Genomic DNA, 22,430 nt, shown 5'->3' with positions numbered 1-22,430 from the left:
TTTTTTCCTTTATCTTCATTTTGATTAAACATGGGTATTAACTTCCGCCGAACCAGTTATAGCCCTGATCTTCCCAGTAGCCACCAGTAAATTTATTCGTAATCTCTAACGAAACTATATGCTTTGGATTTTTATATCCAAGTTTAGTTGGTATTCTTAATTTTAATGGGTAGCCGTACTTGGCAGGTAGTGTATGCCCATCCCATGTGAAAGCGAGGATAGTCTGCGGATGCAAAGCAGACGCCATATCTATGCTTGTATAATAGTCATCAGCACAGCGAAAACTTATATATTTCGCACTTCTGTCAGCGCCAATACGAAGCAGGAAATTGCTTAATCTTACTCCGCCCCAGCGACCTATTGCGCTCCAGCCTTCTACACAAATATGACGAGTGATTTGCTCATGCTGCTGCAGCATATAAAGCTCGTGAAGACCCCAACTGCGTTTATCAGATGCTAATCCGTGGATTTCAAGTTTATAATCTTTTTCTTGAATGAGCGGTACACTTTCTTCACTATAAAATGCGTTGAAAGGGAATGGTCGCGTGATTTCAGACTCACTATACTCTGGCGCCAATCTTTGTCCACTAAAAAGCCAACCTTGCACACGGTCGTTTAAGCGGGAAATATTATTAAGAGAAGCATCAATATCAAAATCACTTTTATAGTCACAACCAGTTAACATAGACAATCCGCCCAGTGTAATTCCTCTTTTTAAAAAATCCCTGCGGTTTGACTGGTCGAGTTTTTGCGAAATTATTCGCTTTGCTTCATTGACAAAGTCACTATGATTTACAAGCAGGTTGTTTTTTTTATTTTTTTCCATGATTCCCCCATGTGCGACCGCGTATCATTAAAAGAAAAGTTTTTGGTACAAGTATAACCATAACCAAATGAATCACGACAAACATGCAAATAAAGGACATCGAGAAAAAATGAATATAGCGAGCAGTATCATATCCGAACAATATAGTTCGAATAAAAGGAAATTGCACCGATTTCCACATTACCAGCCCTGACATAACTAACATAACACCACTAAAAATCATTGAGAGATAGGCATACTTTTGAACCATATTATAGTTGTATATATCCGCATGCCCCAGACGTCCTTTCAATGCATTCAATGTATCATTATAAAAACCAGAAAAACTTAAAGGCCAGAACCGTTTTTTAAAGCGACCAGTAATAATGTTCATTAATATATAGATGATACCATTGATTCCGAATAGCCACATGGCGGCAAAATGCCATTGAAGTGCGCCACCAAGCCACCCGCCAATAGTGATCTGGTCAGGGAATCTGAAATTATATATAGGCGAAGCGTTAAAAATACGCCATCCACTCATTATCATCAGCACAATAGCAACTGCATTTACCCAGTGGCACAGGCGTAACCAGAGCGGATGGGCTACTACATTTTTTTCCCCAGCAGTACAAAGCATCAGATCAGCCTTATGCGGTAACTCGTTATCACTAAGTATGCAAAACAATGGTTAACATAGTCCTCACAGTTTGTTAAATAAAATGTGATAACTTTAGATGCAAAATGAGGGTAAGCTGAAAGTATAACTATTGGAGTCCTGCACATGGCAAAGAAAATTTTAATCGTTGAGGATGACTGCAATATAGCTGAACTGTTGAATATTCACCTACGTGACGAAGGGTTTGAGATTACTCACGCTTCTGATGGCGAGGTGGGGAATGCTTTACTAGAACGCGAGCATTGGGACGCTTTAATTTTCGATATTATGTTGCCTGGTGTAGATGGTCTTGAGCTCTGCCGGCGAGTAAGAAAAAGGGAAATCTACGTTCCTGTCATCATGATAAGTGCTCGCTCAACAGAAGTTCACAGAGTTTTGGGGCTGGAGCTTGGTGCCGACGATTACCTTTCAAAGCCGTTTTCAATGCTCGAGCTTGTTGCGCGCGTAAACGCTCTTTTTCGACGTCAAAACGCGATGACACAAACCCTACGTATGGAGGCTGGGCGATTGATTCGCGGGGAACTCATGATTGACCCTGCCTCACGAGAAGTTTGCCTTCACGGCAAAAGTATTGTTTTAACACCGAGAGAATTTGAGCTTCTCTACTACTTTGCAAGAAATCCTGGGAAGGTTTTTTCACGGCTAAACTTGTTAAATGTCGTATGGGGTTATCAACACAAAGGTTATGAGCACACTGTCAACACGCACATAAACCGCTTGCGTGTAAAAATTGAAGATACACCAGCCGAACCTCGCTGGATTATTACAGTTTGGGGACAGGGATATAAATTCAACGTTCCTGAAAAATGGAACGATAAGTCATGATAAAATTTTCTCTCACACAGAGACTTACTCTGGTTTTTGCGATCATGCTAATATTATGTAGCGCTTTAAGTGTTTATATTCAATATAAGAATCGCACGAAATTCAGCGAAGCCACGATACAAAACCTTTCACATGACCTCGCAAAATCAATAATTAATAGCGATGACCTTATGTATAAAGGTAAAACAGATAGAGACGCCTTGAGAAAACTTTTCAATCAAATGATGGATTATAACCCGAGTGTTGAAGTCTATCTTCTTGACGCGCAGGGAGTAATAATAGGTGATGCTGCGCCTCCTGGGCATCTTCGCAAGAAAAAAATTGATTTAGAACCATTATTACAGTTACTGAAGGGCGCACCACTTCCTATTTACGGTGATGATCCACGAAATGATCATCATAAAAAAGTTTTCAGTGTTGCCCCCATTACAGATGGTGGTAAAACGATGGGATATCTATACGTCATATTAGAGGGGGAAGACTACAACTTACTTCAAAAACATGCGCTTAATTCATGTTTTCTGCTTTCGATGCTTTGGGCTGTGTCTTTGATCTTTTTGTGTGGTTTGCTAGCTGGGAGTCTCGCTTTTTACTGGATAACATACCCGATAAGGAAGTTAACACAACTGGTTAGCGCCTCTGATGATCACAGTCAACAGATGATTGAACAACTCGCTTTGATGACGAAACCCTCAAAAAAAGACGAAGTATCTCTTTTACAGGGAGCATTCATTGATATGGCATGCAGAATAGCCGTGCAGTGGTAAAATCTTGAGATGAAGGATCAACTAAGAAGAGAATTTGTTGCAACTATTTCACACGACCTGCGTACACCCTTAATGTCAATTCAAGGATACCTCGAAACACTGGCTGTGAAAGCTGATAGCCTGACTGAATCAGAACGCCGTCGTTACATACAAATAGCACTTACTCAGAGCGAAAAAGTCGGCGGCCTAGCCCAACAATTATTTGAACTCGCAAGATTAGAGCATGGGGCTGTTACCCCGTTATACGAAAAATTTATCCTGCCTGATCTTGTTCAAGACGTTCTGCAAAAGTTTGAACTTTTATTGTTGCAAAGCGACCTAGACACCGATGTAAATATTCAAAAAAGCCTGCCCATTATTAATGCAGACATGTCCATGATTGAACGAGTACTCACAAATCTTGTAGATAATGCTATACGTCATACCCCTAAGGGCGGTCGTATTACTCTGTGTATTTGGTCAGATGAAATTAATGTTTATTTTGAAATCGAAGATACTGGATGCGGTATCTCCTCAGAGATTAGAAAGACTCTTTTCGAAACTCCGTCAACAATAGACTTCCGCAGGTTTGATAATGGTGGATTAGGACTTATTATAGTAAGGCGTATGCTTCAGTTACATGATGGAGACATTACTCTCATAGATTCTTCAGGCGCGTGCTTCAGATTCTATATACCTATTGACATTTATTAATAATGCATATGGGAAATAATTATAGCGATAGAAAAGGATAGCCATATGATCTTCTTATTTCATTCTGGTTAAGTTAACTTATTAATATAAACCAAGCCAGAATCCAAATTGATTATACAGGTCATACCTCTCACTTTGGCAAATTGCGAATAAAAGTTACAAGATTCAAATTTTATAATATTCTTTCCACTTAAGTTTTATATTTATCAACTAGACATCAGGAATAAAATGAATAATTTAAAGATTGGAACAAAACTCTGCGGGGCATTTGGATTTTTATCTGTTCTCGTTATACTAATGGTTTTGCTGGGGGTTAGTAAAATAAACTCGTTAGGTAAAACCACTGACGAAATATCAGGAAGCCTGTATTCTAAGGCGTCTTCATCGTATCTTCTAAGCTTTTACGCAGCAGATATGAGTCGTCTAGCGCGCAACGCTATACTTTTAACTGATAGTGAAAGATTAGTTAAAGTTATAAATGATTTCAATGATGAAAGAGCTAAGGTAAGTGAAATTACAAAAATCATAGACAGTCAAGTATCAACTGAAAAGGGAAGAGGCATTTTTTCGGCTGTTAAAATGAATGAATCTTTATTTTTACCTTTCATAGATGAAGTGGTTGCTTTGGCAAAAGAAAACCGCAAATCTGAAGCAACAGATTTACTTTTTGGGCCACGTTACAAATCACAAATCGATTATATGTCTTCGTTGAAGGATATGCAGCAGTATCAGGAAATGAAAATGCGTGAAGCAGCAAAACAAGCAAGAGAATCACGTGAAGATTCACTGTTATTACTAAAAATAGCGGGTGGTTTTGCGATTTTGCTTGCTTCTTTTTCAGCGTACTTCATCACCCGAAGCATAACACGTCCTTTAAAAAAAGCTGTTGATGCAGCAGAGCGCATTGCACAAGGCCAGCTGGGAGGAAACATATCTACAGGATACAAGGATGAAACGGGTAAATTATTATCTGCACTTCAACTTATGCAGGAATCACTCATTGAAACCGTACAAAATGTTAGGGTGAATGCTGAAAGTGTCGCAACTGCCACTACCCAAATAACGCAAGGAAATAACAATTTATCGCAACGTACTGATGAACAGGCCAGTGCTCTTGAACAGACTTCGGCGACAATGGCACAACTTGGTATTACTGTTAAAAATAATGCAGATAATGCAAGCGAGGCAGGGAGATTGTCTCTTGCAGTCCGTGAGGTTGCATTAAAAGGGTGTAAGGATACAAGTGCAATATCTGACACAATGAAAACGATTAGTGACAGTTCGAATCGTATTGCGGAGATAACATCGTTTATTGATAGTATTGCTTTTCAGACAAATATTCTGGCTCTGAATGCAGCTGTTGAAGCAGCACGGGCAGGAGAACATGGGAAAGGCTTCGCTGTAGTCGCGACTGAAGTGAGAGTACTTGCGCAAAGGAGTGGAAATGCGGCAGGTGAAATCCGTCAACTCATTAATGCTAATGCAGAAAGTGTGAGTTTAGGCAACGTACTGGTTCAACATGCCACGAAAACTATGTCTGATATCGATTCAGCAGTAGGAAAATTAGCTGGGACTGTTGAGGAAATCACTGTTGCGTCAATAGAACAAGCTCGTGGTGTAGAACAGGTTGGTATTGCTGTTTCAGAAATGGACAATGCTACACAACAAAATGCTTGCCTGGTTGAAGAGTCTGCATCTGCAGCGTTTAGCTTACAAAATCAGGCCGAAAAACTAGTGCAAGCAGTATCGGTATTTAATATAGACCACGATACAAATGCTCATCATTTTGTGGATGATATAACAAAAAACAATTTATTTCTCGAGAGGGAAATAAAATAATAAATATTTTACCAAGGTTTTTAATACCGCTTAATCAAATAAGTAAATCTATGCACACGTAATAAAATGCATTGCATAAATCAATAAATAACCGGAGAGGAGGGCTATACCTTCTTTCCTGCTCGTTATTAATTACATAAAAATACTCATCATAAATTATAACTATTGCGTGTAAAAATCCACAATATTTAAAAAAAATTAAACATTGAGGTAAATAAATAATGAATACAGGTTTTTTTTTAACTTTAACATTTATCATCGCGTCACTCACTGCTGTAGTGTATACATTGTATCATCCGAATGAATCTTTTTCTGTTCTAGTCAAGATCGATTTATTTATGCAGCGCGTTTTCGAAATCGAATGAGGATCACGCATTTTAAAAGGCGATCATCAGGTTTTTGTCCCTTCAACTTCCGTGTTTGCCTATACGCTTCTGATCTGGTCATTCAGTAGTGAATTACGGGTATGTCAGCTTGTGGGGCGCCAGTCCAGGCCACTCTGGAACATTACGCCTGCTGCTCCTTATGGCATCTCCTGCGTATCGATGGCCAGTCCACTTTCAGGGAATAATGACATTGGCCATTGCAAAGAATTTTTGACAGACAGTTCATTACTTACAATGTGCTCCCCACCCCATACATTTTTAACGGTGTGTGGGCTGTTGGCAACTTACCAATCTCAGTTCTTCCATGAGCCTGCCGGCCAGCCACTCTTCCAACCCGATCCCTTACTTCTATAACATGTTAGCAATACTTCTCGCCCCAGCAAGATGTTAGTTGATGTTATGCATGTCCAGAACTTGTCTACTTAATACTCACCGCGTGCCATCAGGCTTTAAAGGATGTATTAACCAATTTTTTCTAAGTGCGGCGATGAGCGCCTAAACGTGTGGATAAATGTGGCCACCGGATAACGCGCGCTGATTGAGCAGATCCCCGTTTAAATTACGCGCGGAAAATTTTTATTTTCATTGAGGCGTCTGTAGTGATCTGAGATAAGCACATTATCCATCTGAGGTATCCAAATTACGCGTTCCAGTACAGTTCTCTCATGACAACCCGTCAGCTTGAGTACGTATGGAAAATAGGTTTAACGTAAGCTATTTTCTTTCTTTGAAGTATGCCCTTTATTGACTGGTTTCTGGTCTGGAAAAGAGGAAATGACATATTTAGGATTCTGGCGTGTACAGACGAGGAGAAAACGAAAAAACCGCTCAGGAAGTACATATTTAATATTTTTATTCAATAAATTCAATATGATAATGGTGCTCTGTGCACTTTAACTCTCATTGAGAAAAACAAAATTTGCTACTGTCGAAATATCGCCTTTAGGTCTGTTTTGTGTCTGAAAAATATCCACTTCGGTCGTATATTGTCGATTTTATTATGGCCTGGATATTGCATTGATGATAACTGTCGATAATAGAAGGACACTCTTATGCCACTGCTTTACCAGAATCCTATCATCCATTCCGATTACGCGGATCCTGATGTTATTAACACCGGTGATGATTTCTGGATGGTTGCGTCTAGCTTCCATCAACTACCTGGTTTGCCACTTCTTCACTCTCGCGATCTCATTCATTGGCAGATTGTAAACCATATTGTGAGGCGTCTACCGTCGCCGGAATACGATACTCCTCAACCTGGCAAAGGTATCTGGGCACCCTGTATTCGCTACCATAAAAAACAATTTTGGGTTTTTTACTCTTTACCGGACGCTGGCATTTTTGTAACGCATACGCGCGATCCGCTAGGTGACTGGAGTGAACCGCATTGTCTGGCGACAGAGCCTGGCTGGATTGACCCTTGCCCATTCTGGGATGACGATGGTCGTGCGTGGTTGGTACACGCATTTGCTTTCAGCCGCAGCGGTATTAAAAATAAACTGCAACTGTTGGAAATGACTCCTGATGCCAGCCGTTTGATAGATGATGGCCGTATTATTTTCGATGGTACACCATCTCACCCGACCTTAGAGGGTCCAAAATTGTATAAGCGCGAGGGCGAATACTGGTTATTTGCTCCCGCGGGCGGAGTGAAACGCGGTTGGCAAGTAGTAATGCGAGCGCAGTCACTGCTTGGGCCCTGGCAATGCCGTGATGTTTTGCATCAAGGGCGTTCAGCGGTAAATGGACCACATCAGGGTGCTTGGGTGGAGCTTAAAAACGGTGAAAACTGGTTTTTCCACTTTCAGGATAAGGGTGTTTATGGACGAGTTATTCATCTTCAGCCATTGCGATGGATGGCGGATGGTTGGCCGCAGATTGGCGAACCTTTGGATAGCGACGGCAGGGGCCAGCCGGTATTGAGCCATAAATTACCTGCTCTGCCGCTTTCGCCCTGTAGTATTCAGACAAGCGATGATTTTGCTGATGGGCGCCCAGGGCTACAGTGGCAATGGCAGGCAAACCCCCACCCGTCTTGGCTAGCCGAAAATCGAAATGGATTATCGCTATCATGCTTGCCAACGGAGGAAAACACCTCGCTATACCATCTACCGCTGCTCCTTCTGCAACTGTTTCCTGCGGAACGTTTTTCCGCACGCACTACGCTGTCTCTAACCAAAGGGCAAAATGGGGATGAAGCTGGCTTGATTATATATGGACAACGTTTTGCCGCTTTGCGTGTGGTCAGGGAACAGCGCTGTTTAAAGCTTTATTTCAGCAATGGTTGGGTTGACGATCGAGGGGAGTTGCATCACGAAGCATTACCTATCGCAACACTGAAATGTGGAAAATCAGTAATTCTCGGTTTTGATGTGGGATATGACGGTATCGTTAATTTTGGCTATGGCGAAACAGGAGGAAAGTGGCTGAGTATTGCTCCGACGTTCTCATCCGGTGCAGGAAAGTGGATTGGTGCGCGAATGGGAATTTATGCCCGTGGACGCCATGGCGGTCAGAACGGGTGTGCGAAATTTTCCACGTTCAGTGTAACAACAAAACAATAAGGTGAGTCGAACATGTATAAACTTGTGGCTCTCGATCTGGATGGAACACTGCTCACCTCAGATAATAAAATTTCGGACAGAACGAAACAGGTTATTCGCCATCTTGCTTCACAGGGCGTAATTATTGCGCTAGCTTCCGGTAGAACGATGTCGGGTATCCGTGGCATTATTGATGAACTTTCTCTTAAGAGAGGAGTCTTGTACGTTATTGCTTGTAATGGTGCTCAGGTCTGGTGTGAAGCATCGCAACGTTTCATCGCCAATCAGATGCTATCTAGTGAAGACATCCGCTTTATCCGTCAGTGGGGAAGATTGATAGGAATGGCCTGTTACGCTCAACACGCGGGGGAGCTGGTAGTCGAGTGTAATCGGCACATTAAAATTAATGCCTGCTATTATAGCCGATTAGGTATTAAGGTTACCACTGATGATTTTTTATTAAATACATCAGTACCGAAACTTGCGTTTATAGATAATAAAACCTCGATAGATTACCTTACTCATAATATTCCTGATAAAATAATTGAGATGTATCAATGTGTCAGAAGTGAGCCTAATTATTTTGAGCTGATGTCGATAGGGGTAAATAAAGGTGAGGCATGCCGAATTCTTGCGGGATATTTGGGTATAGTATCTGATGAAATCCTAGCAATAGGAAATGAAATGAATGATTGTGAAATGCTTCGCTACGCCGGTAAAGGCATTGCCATGGATAATGCCGATGAGGTTGTCAAACGCTGTGCTGATGATATTACAGCCAGCAACGATGAAGATGGCGTAGCGAAAGCGATTATACGTTTCTGTCTTAATTAATAATCTATACCTGGGGCAGTTATACTGCCCCTCTGGTCCTGTGATTAATCAAGATAGTAACGAATACCTAAGCGGAAGCGGACCTGATCATCGTGATTTTGATCTTGGTCTAGCCAGGCCACCTCAGCATACGGCATCCAATGTTTATCCATGCGATAGCGGGCGATAATGCTTGGTTCCCAGTGAGTCTTCTGACCATTAGAAGCATTGAAATTGTTGGCGTTAACGAAGAATTCTGGGTTTAACTGTAACCACAGTTTATCAGTTGCTTGATAATTCAGGTATATATCAAATTGGTGACTGTCATTATAATTCATCTCCCCATTAAAATCGAGGTTTTTATGTGTCATATGATTATAACGATAACGTGAGCTAAAGCTGATACCCTTGCTAATTTTATAATCCAAGCCGACGTAAGGTGCTAATTTTGTGCCATTACTGTCGATATCCGTTAAGCCTCCAGGGATAAATGTCCAACGCTCGTTTAATGGGATCGGGTACCAACCCTCAAATTCCTGAAATGAACTTTTCATCTGATCAAAATTTTGTCCTAGGTCGTACATCGAGGAAGCCAGTACGCCAGCGCCGTTGTCAAAAATATGACCTAGTCCGACCTTGTATTGATTTTTCTCTGAAGCTGTAGTATGCGCATATCTATTATCAATCCAGGTAGATGAAGCCATCGCATTAAACGTCAGGCAAAAAAATGGTATTCCGATAGTCAATGCTACATTTTTTTTCATTTTTAGTTCCTGTAAGGATGTAAACTTCTCTTTGCCATGCTCTGTAAAAAGAGATAACACTCATAATATGATTGCAAACAGCATGCCATGATTCAAATACCATAAATTACATGTACTTACATGATGTGTATAACTTTTAAATTTATAAAATCGACAAGAAGATAGTATTTAAACCCTTCATATTGAATTTACCAACACTAATAGAGACGAGCGTCACACTTCGCACGAGATATGACACAGTAAATGATATCACGCTAATAAGTGTTGAATTTTACCTGTGAATACACTCACCTAGTAGCAGCAATCTGGAAATATGATTTTTAGTTTTCGACAGGAGGCGTCCACAAGGATTAACCGGCTTCATGCGGCTCACGTTTGTTCACATAAAACAAAGCCGATTGGGCTTGGCCGCTCTTTGAACACATCGAGAGGGCAGATTTTTTTAACTTTCGTCGACGGCCAGTAACCATAATCATCCCTTTGAAGAATGCGATGTGAAGGATAGTCATTAACTACTGCATTAACATCCCTGTTTTTAGGTGATTGGTTGCTGATGGTCCGGGTGCTGTCCGCGCATCTTCTAAATGAAGGTATGTGATTTTTTGCCGCGTGAGGACAGAATGATGTCGTTTAGGTTGATAGAATATAGTAGTTTTAATAATTACGGAGAAACACCACCAGAACGGTATTGCCTTCCCAGCACTTACTAGATTTATTCCGTTTGCGATGCAATGAGTCAAGAGGTAGTCTGTCATATTAGAGACCTAAATACCTGTTAAGTCAGGTAAACGGTACAGGTGTGTCTCATAGAAAATAAAAATGTCAAAATTGAAAATAGAAACTCACCCCAGGTCAGCATGCTGAGATGTTTTTTATTTTCAGGAGTTGTTTAATTCGCGTAAAGATTGCTTTACGAGGAGATTAAAGAATTATGAATAGGTTATTAAAAGCAATATTATTTTCACTGACCGTAATATTACGGGGCTGCATACATGGTTCTTTATCCCGTTTAATTGCGCCCTGTGTTATCAGGGCGCCAAAAATCAAACTACTCCAATGCCCGCTGCAGTGAACCCGAGTACTATGAGCATAATCAACACTCTGTTAGGACTTACTTTTTTATTCAGTAGTTTCAGGCAACCGAGCACGAGTAGCAATGGAATTAGCCCGACGCAGATTTTGTCTAGGATTTCCTGAAGTACAAACGGCTGGCCCGCGATTGTAGTTTTAAAGGAGGTGGTGAATTTTACCATGCTCGCGCTCATCGCGCCCACCATCATTAACCCCATAATCGAGGACGCTTTGGTTATACATGACAACAGTCCTGACTGTGTCGCCTCCGCAATGTACTTCGAACCCAGGCGGTAACCCATGACCCCGCCGTAGTAACGAAGCAGGTAGCTAGGAATATTGTAAATCAGCAAAAATAGCAGCGGCCCCAACAGATTCCCCTGCGAAGCAAGACCGATGGCGATCCCTGTGGCAATAATGCGCAACACGCCATAAAAGAACGAGTCGCCGACACCGGCAAAGGGCCCCATCAGCGCCACTTTAATGCCGTTGATGCTGGAGGTATCAAAGTTAGGATTCGCTGCGTTTTCTTTTTCCATCGACAGCGTAAGGCCCATGATGAAGGGGGCCAGATGCTGGTTGGTGTTGAAGAATTGGCTGTTGCGTTTCAGCGACTCTAGATAACGGTGCGGATCGCCAGCGTAAATTTTCTTCAGCATAGGCGCCAGCGCCCAGCCGTAGCTCAATCCTTCCATTCGGGTAAAGTTCATTGAACCCAGCAGCGGAAACTGGCGTATAAACAATTGGCGGAAGAGTTTTTTCTCAGCTTTTTCATCGCTATACGCGACAACATCTTTGTTTTGGATATCAGTCATTGAAGAACCCATCCTTATCGTCAACCGACACAGGCGCCGAGGCGGTTTGTTTGCTTGCTTTAAGCTGATTGAATTCGTTGAAGCACAGATAAACTGCAATAGAGGCAGCAATGATAGCAATGCCCATTATCGGCAGTTGTAGGTAGGCTGCTATTGCAAAGCCAATAAAGAAGAATGGAGCGATGTTTCGGTTCCACAGTGCTTTGAGCAGGATAGCAAAGCCCAGCGCAGGCAGAATGCCACCGACAGCCGTCATTCCACGCATAACTGTACTTGGAATGCTCTCTACCAGGCTGCGGATCACATCAGTACCATAAAGCACACCGAAAAAGGCAATGAGTGCAAAGGGTACCCCGTAGAAAAAGGTCATACCTAGTGTCAGGCCGAGCGCTGCGCGATCATGGCCTTGCTCCAATAACGCATCATACTTTTCGACCAGCGCGGTATAGACCAGCTTAAGCACCTGATATACAAATACAGCCAGCAGACTGATAGGTAGCGCAAGCGCTACAGCAACTGGCGGTTCCGCATGAGTGAGGATGGTAAAGGCGGTAGCCAGCACCGAACCCACCGCAAGATCGGCCGGTACCGAACCGCCTATGGTAATGGTGCCAAGGAATATCAGCTCCAGCGTGGCGCCAATAACAATCCCCTGTTTCACATCGCCTAGCACCAACCCAATCAACGCTCCGCAAATGAGCGGGCGTTCGATTAGCGGCTGACCCAGTGTATGGTCGGCGGTTTTGACTAAAAACATCACCAGCGCGACAAGCAGTGCAGACGTTAACATAGCAACCTCCCTCAGCTAGCAGCTTTATCCAGCATATCGATCAGGTTTTTTACCGGATGAGATGGCAGAACTTGGTATTCCACATTTACGCCACGCGCGGCGATAGCATGAAAATCAGCTACATCTTCCGGTGTGACGTATACAGTGTCGCTTATGCGCTTTTTCGCAGACAGATTGTCAGTAATGCGCCCGAAGTTAGCGACGTTCAGGGTTTTTATATCAGCAGCCTGTTCGACCAGTCGACGTGCGTCAGCGGCATTGTTGATGATCACCATAATTTTCATTGCATCGGACCGGGCGTCGTTGAGGATATCTCCCGCGTCATTAACCGCCATAATGGCGCATTTCGCGGTATCAGGTGCTGCCATACGCAGCGACATCTTCTGCACTTCGTTATTCACGATCTGATCGTTGGCGACCAATATCCGGTTGACACCGAGGTGCTTGGTCCATACTACGGCGACCTGGCCGTGAATCAGGCGATCGTCAATTCGTACTAAAGAAATCATGTGTAGCTCCAGTTAACAAAAATAGGGTTTCCAGACGCGGGTGAGGCGGACCAAGGCTTCGAAATAAAAATAATCGCCCCAGAGGTTAGGTTCATTAATACCCATGTTGCGGCCATAGTTATAAACGCCCTCACGCAGCAAGCCGTCCTGCGAGTGTGCAAAATAGTGTTCACGTAAATTGCGCATCATCAGTTCGATAGCATTGCTGTAAGCAGGGCGCAGCGGGTCCGTCAGCGGTAGCAACGTCAGCAACTCCGTGAGGCCGCAGACTGCAACCGCAGCGGCGGAGGTATCGCGCAGGGCGTTGTCCTGTGGGGTAAAGATCAGATCCCAATAGCAGACAAAATCTTCCGGCAGACGGTTGAGAAAGTAGTGAGTCAGCTTCCGCGCCAGCTCCGGCTGAGTGCTATTGCCGGTATGGCGGAACCCAACCGCAAAACCATAAATTCCCCAACCCTGGCCGCGTGCCCAGCAGGAATTGTCGCTAAATCCCTGATGAGTATCACCCCGCAGCGGCTTGCCACTGTGTACATCCATGTAGAACGTGTGGAAGCTGGAAGCATCCTCTCGAACCAGATAGCGTGCAGCCTGCGCCAGATGTCGAGTAGCAGCTTCCCGCCAAGCGACATTCCCCGTTTCGTCAGCGGCCCAGAAGAGCAGGGGGACGTTCAAATTGCAGTCGATGATCATTCTACCCTGACGCGCTGGGTCATTAAGATCACCCCATGCCTGAATCACACCTGACGTTGCGTTAAAGCGGTGGAACAGCAGTTCAGCGGCCCTCAGTGCCAGAGTGCGGGCCCGAAGGTTGCCGACAAGCTTCCATGCGTTGACGCAGGAGAGCAGGTAGAGGAAGCCTAAGTCGTGAGTATCTACTTTGATCTGGCTATCCAGACGTTCCTCAAAGCTATCAAGTAAGCTTTCCGCCACTGTGCGGTACTTTTCATCGCCGGTCACTTCCCAAGCCAGCCACAGCATCCCGGTCCAGAATCCCTCGGTCCAGTCGACCATCTCCACTTCCGGGTAGCACCCATTGATTGCGCTGGGGCCCGGGAAGGTGGTGGTAAAACGCGGCAGCATGGCATCAATTTTGGCGAGTGCATCGCGGAGTGCTTCATTAAGCCATCGTGAGTCTAGTCCCGCCTGCGGCACAAGATAGCGGGGGTCAAGAGTTTCCAGCGCAACGGTCATGTATTGGTCTCCATGGCAAAAAATTCGTCCATATCGTCGTCAACCGCTGGCTTTTCAGCCTGACGCGCCGCGATAATTTCCGGCTGGTCGTTCATGCAATGCATCGCGTTGGTGGCAGCGGTAACGGCGTCTTGGATACGTGATGGGATGTGCGTGTGTTCCGAGAGGCAGAACTCCATCAGCATGATCAAATTGGCCCCACTGATGACATAGACATGCGGATATTTCACCAGCATCTGCACTGCGGTGGTGTTGACGCTGCCACCAGGCATATCGGTAAACAACACCAGTTCCTCTCCTCGGATGGCGGCCTCCTGAGCGATGGCATCGAAGCGCATTGCCAGTTCAGCTGTGGAGCCAATTTCGCCGCAGTAAGCGCAAATAGGCGTTACGCCGTGATCGTCGCCAATCAGCAAATCAAGCGCTGAAATAATCCCCTCCGCGTAACGACCATGGGTTGCGATATACATCTCTCGCATTTCACTTTCCTTCATTTATTTTCGTCTATTTATAGCACTGCAACCACCATGCCATGTTTTTAATATGTTGAATTTGTTCGAAAATAATTTAGTGTCTATGCGTAATTAGAGTGTTAGAAATGGCAGTAAGGAGAGTGTCGAAGCATCTGCCAGTCTGCACTGGCAGAGCTTTTAGTTAAGCGGATCGGTGGCAATCCACGGTTCCATAATTTCATAAATCATTAGTACTTCGGTGAGCGGTAGCGTGATGTTGTATTTACGATTCAGCGCCTGAAAGAAAATGTCATGTACATCAACAAAGCCCTGCTGATCCAATGTTAGTTCCGTCTCCTCACGATGACGTACGCCATTGTTGACCATGACGCGTTCAATCATCAGTGCTATATGCATGAACAAGTTGATACGCAGATAGCTCTCAAAATGAATTTTGTAGAATGCCTCATACTGCTTAATCACGGCTTCCACCTCATCAATAATCACTACAGGGTTGAGAAAGTTCAGGCGGCTGGCGACGCCCTCTACCGTGAATAGCTTTACTACTTCTTCGACCATAGGCTCAAGGCCGCCGTCCTTAAGCAGGCCTTGGAAGTAGTCGCGCTTCAGCACCTGGTTTTTTTCTTTGATTAACCGTTCGATGCTAATCAGCGGGATATATCCCGCCTCCAGATCCGTAGTCGTTATGATAAGGCGCGTACCGTTCAGCGCCGGGTCAGCGCCTGCGATTTTCCACTTCAGATCGTCATATTCCATCGTGAAAACGTCGATGTCTTCCTGAGGAATGTAGCGTTGAACAATATCTTTAAGCTTATGCGAAATACCTTCGCCGGAAATGCAGGAGATGATGATTTTATTGCCTGACAGCATTCCGGCGTAGTAGCGCGTCTCCACTTCATACGCTCCTTTCGCGCCCTCGATAATCGTCTCCATTGGCAGTTTTTCCTGGATTTTTGCCGCGATATCCAGCGCCATGGCAGTACTGACGTTATTAATCACCAATAGCTCTCCATGCAAATGGAGTTTAATTTCCTCATAGATCTCCTTGAGTGACCCCATATCGACCAATATTACCAGACCGCCACCCTGCTTTAGGCGCGACAGATGAGCGATCAGCAGATTGATAATCTCGCGTGTGGAGGTGGCGTTGGGCATATCAAATGCTTTGAAGTAGTAACCGCCGGTTAACTGGTTGGCAATGCCGGCAATGCTTGAAGCAGTAGAGCGCCCGTGTGAAACAATAATGCCCTGGATTGGCGAATCCTCTCCTGCCAGTGAATGAAAGACGCAACTCAGCAAAGGGAGTAACTGCGGCAAATGCACGTTGACAACATGTTTTGCCAGCAGGCTTATACTCTCTTCTGCCAGCAGGTGCGCCTTAACAGAAACATACTCGGCGATGCTCTGAAGCTCATCGACCTGTTCAGCCTGCATCGGAGTGTGCAGAGCGTAAGTCAGGCACAGCCAGATAACCTTTCGGATTTCCTGCCCACAGAGCACGCCGGTAAGATTTTCCAGCTCATTAATAGCATGCTGAGTGTTCTGCCAGATGTAGCCGCTATACAATGACTCATGAGATACGACGCCGTACATTATAGTTAGCCGGTGCTCGATTTTCCGATTCAACAGCATGATATTGCCGCTGTGGCAAAACTCTCGAAAAATGACTTCGTCATACATTGCCTTAGGCAGCAGTGCGTGTATATCCGGTTCGGTCGTTTGCTTGCCGGCTGAAACGACCAGCATTTCTCCGCCAGGATGAATTCCGTGTAGCGTAATGAAGGCTGCTTCGCGATTATCGCTCCATGCGCTCGCACACATTACTTTGATCTGATTTTTCAGCTCACCAATATTGCCACGCACCGGTGAAGTCACAAGCTGGTGCATGAGTTGATTATCCAGATGAATATCCCGACGCAGGCTTACAGCCTCTTGGCGGAGGAACAGATTCACCTGAGCAATCCGCTCGGTCAACGGACGAGAAATAAAATTGGGTAGAGTCACCCGCACAGGAATACGGCGGCGGAAAGTATTAAGCAGTACTGTCTCTATATTTTCCGTAGTAGCAAAGATAAAACGCAGCGATGAAGGATGGCGGGTACGGTTATCCCCCAGACGATAGAAATACCCTTTATCCATAAACAGGAACAGCTTCTCTTGATTCTCCGCGGACAGGCGATGCACTTCATCCAAGAACAGAAAACCACCGTCGGCGTCATCGAAAGCACCACGTTTATCGCGGTCGGCGCCGGTGAACGCACCACGTGTATAGCCAAACAGAGTGGCGGAAAGTAGCTCAGGGTTATTGGCATAATCGGCACAATTAAGCTCCACAAAAGCTTTGTCGGCGGCGATGATGCGGCCTTCTAAGGCGTACTTGTAGATCACTGATGCCAGGTGGCTTTTACCTACGCCACTTTCTCCTGAGAGCAAAATTGGCAAACCTTCCCCTGGGTAATCTACCGCCGAACGGCATAGTGCGACGATACTGGCCAAGCTGCCCTGTGCGCCGATCAAATTCATAAAAGCATCAGTCGATTTCGACACTAACTTTGGCGGTGACAACGAGGGTGCACCATTACTATGGACGAAGAAACGTACGGGTCGGGAATTTTCCTTACTTAAGAAGCCGTCGTCGCATAGTCTGTTCAGATAATGACTAATTACACTACGGTTCACATGCATGAAGTCTGCACAGTCATGAGCAGTAAATCCAGAGGGACATTCAGCATAATTAGTCAGTATTTTTTGGAACAGCTTTTCTTTAGCTGACAGCGCCATTTTAAATCACCCAAAATATAGTAGAAAATAGCGTCGAGATAAATTAGACACTAGACACTAGTGTTAATATTAGACACTCATTACTTTCCCCGCTTCTCTATCAAAGTGAAACTCTGTTTTAGTAGGAGTGTGATCGTGATCGGAAATTATTCATATTCAGTTTGTGAGCTGAAAGAAATTGGTAGGTAATGAGGGGCTTACAATTGCATATTTAATCATTATACAGAGCTTAGATAAGGCAAACTGCAAGATTCTTTTGACCTGCTCCCAGGATTAGATTCAACGCTCAGTTAGTAATGTCGGATCCTTCACTATCAGAATTACCCTTTCTGCAACCCTCCGCAAATTCAGAAGGCATCTGATAATTCAGCGTGGAGTGCGGGCGGTAATCGTTATAATCCTGACGCCATTCACTGATAGTTTTCCTGGCATGACTGACGTTGCTGAACCAGTGTTCATCCAGGCATTCATCGCGAAAGCATCCGATAAAACTCTTAATAAATCCGTTCTGTGTCGGCTTACCGGGCTGGATAAGCCGCAGCTCCTCGCCATGATCGTAAACCCACTGGTTAAGTGCTCTGCAGGTAAACTCCGGCCCCTGGTCAGTTCTTATCGTCGCCGGATAGCCGCGAAACAGCGCAATGCTGTCCAGAATATCCGTGACCGGCACACCTGAAATCCCAAAGGCAACAGTGACCGTCAGGCATTCCTTCGTGAAGTCATCCACGCAAGTAAGGCACTTGATCCTGCGACCGGTGGCCAATGCGTCCATGTCAAAACCCATCGACCAGGTCAGATTGGATGCCACCGTGCGGAGCAGCGGCAGACTTACTGCTGCCAGCACTTTACGACATCGTCTGCGATTTACGCCCGGCCCGCTCAGATGATTAAGGGGGTACACGTGCTTGTGATTAACATGAAGCCCTTCACTGTGCAGCAGCTGGCAGATGCGCTGTAGCCAAAACGCCTGCGCTCCAGTGCCATCTCAGTTTAGCGAATGCTTCGAGGCGCGAATTTGACGATCATCCGCCGCTCTGCACCGACGACAACCTGGGCCTGATAAGTACCATTGACCTCTTTGAAGTATTAAGATTAATACTTAATGTCATTAAATATAAAAAACTCTAAACTGCAGGTTTATATATCGATTTTTTTAAATATCTTAAAGAAATCACTAAAATATTCTATATCTTAAATACTTCAACCATAATGCGAAGAGCATTCGCATTTTCAGATAGAGACTGGGAAGCTGAAGACGACTCTTCAACGAGAGCCGCATTATTTTGTGTAACGCTATCCATCTGATTTACAGCAATGCTTACTTGTGAAATATCTTGCATCTGCTCGGTAGAGGCAAGAGAAATGTTATCCATTGCAGTAGCCAATTCAGTCACCATGCTGACTATTTTTAAAATACTCTGACCTGTTCCTGCTGCGACTTGTACTCCACTGTCAACTTGACTCACGGCATTTTCGATAAGGTTCTTAATATCTCTAGCCGCTGTAGCGCTACGCTGCGCTAAAGTTCTAACCTCGCCAGCTACAACAGCGAAACCGCGCCCTTCCTCACCAGCCCGCGCAGCCTCTACTGCTGCATTTAGCGCGAGAATATTGGTTTGAAAAGCAATACTTTCTATTACAGAAGTTATATCTCTAACCCTCCCCGCACTAAGAGATATGTCATTCATAGTAACTGACATTTTTTGTACCTCTGCTTCTCCTGCACGAGCTAGTGATGCAGCTTCTCGAGCAGATTCTGCTGTCTGCCGTGCTCCTACAGTATTACTTTTTACGGTTAAGGTAAGTTGCTCCATATTGGCGGATGTTTCTTGTAGGGCTGCAGCCTGTTGTTCTGTTCGGGATGACAGTTCAGCATTTCCTTGTGAGATCTCATCAGCGGCGAGCGCCACTGAGGCCGAAGAATCTTTAATATTCGATACAAGACTACGTAGGTTTTTTTGCATACCATCCAGTGAGGCTAAAAGGCTTGTATGATCATTACGACGAAGATGAATTAAACTGGTTAAATCCCCTGCAGCAATTGCTGCGGCAAGAGATTGTGCTTCTGCCGGTTCTCCACCAAGTTGACGCATCAAAACTCTTACAATGAGAAAACATGTAATTAATGCAGAAATGACAGAGAAGCCAGCCAAGCTTAAAAAAATTAATGAAGATAAATCAGTGGTTGAACTGGTTTTTTCAACGGCTGACTGAGTGTTTTTCATTTGGATTTTAGTCATGTCATTGAGGGAGTTTAAAAGAGCTGCCTGTGACGGTTTTGAAACTAAAATCAAATGTGAAATTGCTTGTTCAGTATTATTAGAAAGCACAAGTTGACCTGCTTTTTCAAGAGCAGCCATTGCGGTATTTTCGGCCTCAATAATTCGTTTAAAAGTTGCATTACCTTCTTGCGTTGAATCAATCTTTAGGATTTTCGCTAAACTTTCCCTATTTGAGATATAAAGAGCCTTTTCATTATTCAGACGCTCCCATTCTGTTAAAACTGCACGTTTATCATTGAGAAGAGCCATATTTCGTACAGCAATGCTCATTTCTCTCATTTCACCGCGCATGTCAAGAACAAGTTGGTATTTTTTCATTTTGATGTTAACTGCATCATCCATACTATCGCTTGCCATGGTAAGGGCTTTCAACGAAACACCCGTACAAATAATAAAAAGAAAAATAATCAATCCGAAGCCAGACACTAGTCGTGTAGAAATTTTCATGTGAGATCTCGATTTTAATGGTGAAGGTAACTGCTATTTCTTATCGGCAAGACCTTCTTAAACATCATAGGCAAATTCTACTTGTAAGAATGAAATAACCCTAACTAACTGTAATTAAAAGAAAAAATTTAATAATAAAATCAAGATTATAATCTAAATTTTTTATAACAAAAGTATAAACATATTGTTATAATTAGAAGTGAAAATAATCTTGATTTTTTTTAAATAGCTGTTATTTTATTTATTAATATTCATTCGCTATTTTTTACTGCGTGCTTCATAAAACCGATGACTTATTTTATTAAAAAAAATAGTAATTGATATGCTATACTTTAAATAAATTTACCATAAATAAAATTACCACGTAGTTTAAGAGCGATCTTTTTTGAAGATTACTTATTAATCATTCATTAGTAATATGAATGATTACTACCCCGCTAAAAAATTCATTAAAAATAAAACTTCAGCGGTCAGTTTTATGATTTATTTTTTTATTTAATAATTCATTGGATTTATTCTGTTTTATAGAGGTTTTTATGGGTAATTATTGTTATGAGAAACTAAAAGGACACATACTTTCATTATCTGAATCTGATGATTTTGAAGTTGCAAAAAGAGAATGGGTTCTTAATTCCATTGAGATTTCTGAAAAAGAAGCTTACTGTCCCTGCGGGCAGAAAATCAAAGAACATTGCTTCATCACAAACAAATTAAATAACAATGCCACATGCGTTGGTAGTATTTGCATGCATAAATTCCTCGAAATCCCAACACGCACTTTGTTTTTAGGTCTCAGGAAAATAAAGAAAAACACAAGCTCTAACGCCAATCTATCACTAATAGAATATGCCAAAGAAAAAGGATTCATCTATAATAATGAATATGTTTTTTTAGTCTCCACAATAAATAAGAAAAACCTTAGTGGTAGGCAGCTAAATTGGAAAGTTAGAATTAATACACGCATACTTAATGAGACTATCGTTCTGGACAGAACTATAAAAGATTTTTAACTAAAAAGTGCCATTATCAAATGGGAGTTATATAATTTGTCTACCCGAAGTCGAAATGTCACCAGTTTTCCAATTCTAAAATGTCAATTTTACTATGATTAATTCTGAAAGAGCAGGGTAGTTAGGTTCTTATTGTTTGAGGCTGGCTCTGAACTCTTCAGGGTTGGCCAGTACCGGATTAATAGCCTTAAGTTGCTCCTGGATACTTGGCTGAGCTCGTCGTTTGGGCATACTTTTACTGCGTTCTCTTTTCCCATCCCGCTCGCGCTCATCCTGATAAACCTGGGCCAGTTTCAGTACGGCTCCCAGCCGTTTTTTTTCAACATTGGTGCCCTGGTCAACGCATGCCAGCTTGTCGAAAACCCGATAAGACAGCGTTCTGTGGCCATATTTGAACGCTAGTGTGCCGTCCGGATAGTCATAAACCATGACTTTTTCACCGGCGATTCGCGTATTTTCTTCTGTTGGCTCAAGCAAGTACAGCATCTTATCATACTGAAAAGTAAGTGATTTAGATACGTTGCGCAGTTCCTGCCAGGCAAAGATATCGTCGAGTTCCTCCGGGCATTCGCTGACGGGACGGTAAAGGTTTTTCGGGTGTTCAGCTCGCCAACGCAGGCGCGACGATAGCGCGGCTGCTGGATCCTCGGCGCACGCATTTTCCGGGGGATCCAGAGTCCGCCTCGAACCATCAGCTGAAGCACGGTCTCTTTAGCCAGCACAACGTCATGGAGTTCGGCCAGCTTCACGCAGGCGAGCGTCGGACCAAAGTCGGCGTAATTATCTCGAATGATGCCCAGAGCAAGTTGGGGTTTGAGGGCCATTGATGTAAAAAACCACGCTAAGAGCTTTCAGATTGCGGATATTTCTCCATATACCCACTTCTTATAAACCCCATTAGACATTGACCCAATTCCATTGGTAATTGGCTGGCAGGCTACTCA

17 protein-coding genes and 3 pseudogenes are annotated in these 22,430 nt (G+C 43.7%); 7 read left to right on the top strand and 13 right to left on the bottom strand.

The window, feature by feature from the left end; translation table 11 throughout:
* Window positions 1-37: 37 nt before the first annotated feature.
* Both WH277_RS04750 and WH277_RS04745 read right to left on the bottom strand, forming a co-directional pair.
* Window positions 38-826, bottom strand: coding sequence for a molybdopterin-dependent oxidoreductase (locus tag WH277_RS04750; RefSeq protein ID WP_339504653.1), 789 nt, complete (start codon window positions 824-826; stop codon window positions 38-40).
* Window positions 813-1,448 (bottom strand): cytochrome b/b6 domain-containing protein, encoded by a 636-nt coding sequence (locus WH277_RS04745; RefSeq protein WP_445235309.1) that lies wholly within the window; start codon window positions 1,446-1,448, stop codon window positions 813-815. Before WH277_RS04745 ends, WH277_RS04750 begins: the two co-directional genes overlap by 14 nt.
* Window positions 1,449-1,589: 141 nt before the next feature.
* On the opposite strand from WH277_RS04745, the gene WH277_RS04740 reads away from it, so the two are divergent.
* The 6 genes from WH277_RS04740 to WH277_RS04710 all read left to right on the top strand — a co-directional run bounded on the left by WH277_RS04740 (window position 1,590) and on the right by WH277_RS04710 (window position 9,374).
* Window positions 1,590-2,309: a response regulator transcription factor gene (locus tag WH277_RS04740; RefSeq protein WP_445235308.1), complete on the top strand. Its 720-nt coding sequence runs from the start codon at window positions 1,590-1,592 to the stop codon at window positions 2,307-2,309.
* Window positions 2,306-3,076: a hypothetical protein gene (locus tag WH277_RS04735; protein WP_339504649.1), complete on the top strand. Its 771-nt coding sequence runs from the start codon at window positions 2,306-2,308 to the stop codon at window positions 3,074-3,076. Before WH277_RS04740 ends, WH277_RS04735 begins: the two co-directional genes overlap by 4 nt.
* Before the next feature lie 9 nt (window positions 3,077-3,085).
* Complete coding sequence (locus WH277_RS04730; protein ID WP_339504647.1) at window positions 3,086-3,769, top strand: sensor histidine kinase; 684 nt, start codon at window positions 3,086-3,088, stop codon at window positions 3,767-3,769.
* A gap of 228 nt (window positions 3,770-3,997) precedes the next feature.
* A complete protein-coding gene (locus WH277_RS04725; protein WP_339504645.1) occupies window positions 3,998-5,608 on the top strand; it encodes a methyl-accepting chemotaxis protein in 1,611 nt (536 codons plus the stop codon).
* A 1,438-nt stretch (window positions 5,609-7,046) separates the two neighbouring features.
* Complete coding sequence (locus tag WH277_RS04715) at window positions 7,047-8,561, top strand: glycoside hydrolase family 43 protein (RefSeq protein ID WP_339504643.1); 1,515 nt, start codon at window positions 7,047-7,049, stop codon at window positions 8,559-8,561.
* A 12-nt stretch (window positions 8,562-8,573) separates the two neighbouring features.
* A complete protein-coding gene (locus WH277_RS04710; RefSeq protein WP_339504641.1) occupies window positions 8,574-9,374 on the top strand; it encodes a Cof-type HAD-IIB family hydrolase in 801 nt (266 codons plus the stop codon).
* A 44-nt stretch (window positions 9,375-9,418) separates the two neighbouring features.
* Here the strand turns inward: WH277_RS04710 and WH277_RS04705 are convergent, their stop codons facing one another.
* The 9 genes and pseudogenes from WH277_RS04705 to WH277_RS04665 form a co-directional block, all read right to left on the bottom strand.
* A complete protein-coding gene (locus WH277_RS04705; RefSeq protein ID WP_339504639.1) occupies window positions 9,419-10,117 on the bottom strand; it encodes an oligogalacturonate-specific porin KdgM family protein in 699 nt (232 codons plus the stop codon).
* Window positions 10,118-11,160: 1,043 nt separating this feature from the next.
* Window positions 11,161-12,003 (bottom strand): PTS system mannose/fructose/sorbose family transporter subunit IID, encoded by an 843-nt coding sequence (locus WH277_RS04700; protein ID WP_339504637.1) that lies wholly within the window; start codon window positions 12,001-12,003, stop codon window positions 11,161-11,163.
* Window positions 11,996-12,793 (bottom strand): PTS mannose/fructose/sorbose/N-acetylgalactosamine transporter subunit IIC, encoded by a 798-nt coding sequence (locus WH277_RS04695; RefSeq protein ID WP_339504635.1) that lies wholly within the window; start codon window positions 12,791-12,793, stop codon window positions 11,996-11,998. Before WH277_RS04695 ends, WH277_RS04700 begins: the two co-directional genes overlap by 8 nt.
* Window positions 12,794-12,804: 11 nt before the next feature.
* Window positions 12,805-13,302: a PTS system mannose/fructose/N-acetylgalactosamine-transporter subunit IIB gene (locus WH277_RS04690; protein WP_339504634.1), complete on the bottom strand. Its 498-nt coding sequence runs from the start codon at window positions 13,300-13,302 to the stop codon at window positions 12,805-12,807.
* A gap of 12 nt (window positions 13,303-13,314) precedes the next feature.
* Complete coding sequence (locus WH277_RS04685) at window positions 13,315-14,493, bottom strand: glycoside hydrolase family 88 protein (RefSeq protein ID WP_339504632.1); 1,179 nt, start codon at window positions 14,491-14,493, stop codon at window positions 13,315-13,317.
* Window positions 14,490-14,972: a PTS sugar transporter subunit IIA gene (locus WH277_RS04680; RefSeq protein ID WP_339504802.1), complete on the bottom strand. Its 483-nt coding sequence runs from the start codon at window positions 14,970-14,972 to the stop codon at window positions 14,490-14,492. Before WH277_RS04680 ends, WH277_RS04685 begins: the two co-directional genes overlap by 4 nt.
* 171 nt (window positions 14,973-15,143) lie before the next feature.
* Window positions 15,144-17,747 (bottom strand): sigma 54-interacting transcriptional regulator, encoded by a 2,604-nt coding sequence (locus WH277_RS04675; RefSeq protein WP_339504630.1) that lies wholly within the window; start codon window positions 17,745-17,747, stop codon window positions 15,144-15,146.
* Between the two features lie 286 nt (window positions 17,748-18,033).
* A pseudogene (locus WH277_RS04670) lies at window positions 18,034-18,737 on the bottom strand (integrase core domain-containing protein); the annotation flags it as partial.
* A gap of 194 nt (window positions 18,738-18,931) precedes the next feature.
* Window positions 18,932-20,476: a methyl-accepting chemotaxis protein gene (locus WH277_RS04665; RefSeq protein ID WP_339504628.1), complete on the bottom strand. Its 1,545-nt coding sequence runs from the start codon at window positions 20,474-20,476 to the stop codon at window positions 18,932-18,934.
* 536 nt (window positions 20,477-21,012) lie between these two features.
* Here WH277_RS04665 and WH277_RS04660 point away from each other — a divergent pair.
* Complete coding sequence (locus WH277_RS04660; protein WP_339504627.1) at window positions 21,013-21,486, top strand: hypothetical protein; 474 nt, start codon at window positions 21,013-21,015, stop codon at window positions 21,484-21,486.
* Window positions 21,487-21,615: 129 nt separating this feature from the next.
* On the opposite strand, the pseudogene WH277_RS04655 reads toward WH277_RS04660, so the two are convergent.
* Both WH277_RS04655 and WH277_RS28655 read right to left on the bottom strand, forming a co-directional pair.
* Window positions 21,616-22,122, bottom strand: a pseudogene (locus WH277_RS04655) (ISNCY family transposase); the annotation flags it as partial.
* Window positions 22,089-22,289 (bottom strand): annotated as a pseudogene (locus WH277_RS28655) (ISNCY family transposase); the annotation flags it as partial. The pseudogenes WH277_RS28655 and WH277_RS04655, both read right to left, overlap by 34 nt.
* Window positions 22,290-22,430 lie beyond the last annotated feature (141 nt).

Source organism: Erwinia sp. MYb416, assembly GCF_037479575.1.
Taxonomy (GTDB): Bacteria; Pseudomonadota; Gammaproteobacteria; order Enterobacterales; family Enterobacteriaceae; genus Erwinia; species Erwinia rhapontici.
Note: the sequence above shows the minus strand (reverse complement) of the source record. Positions and strands in the feature narration are given on the sequence as shown.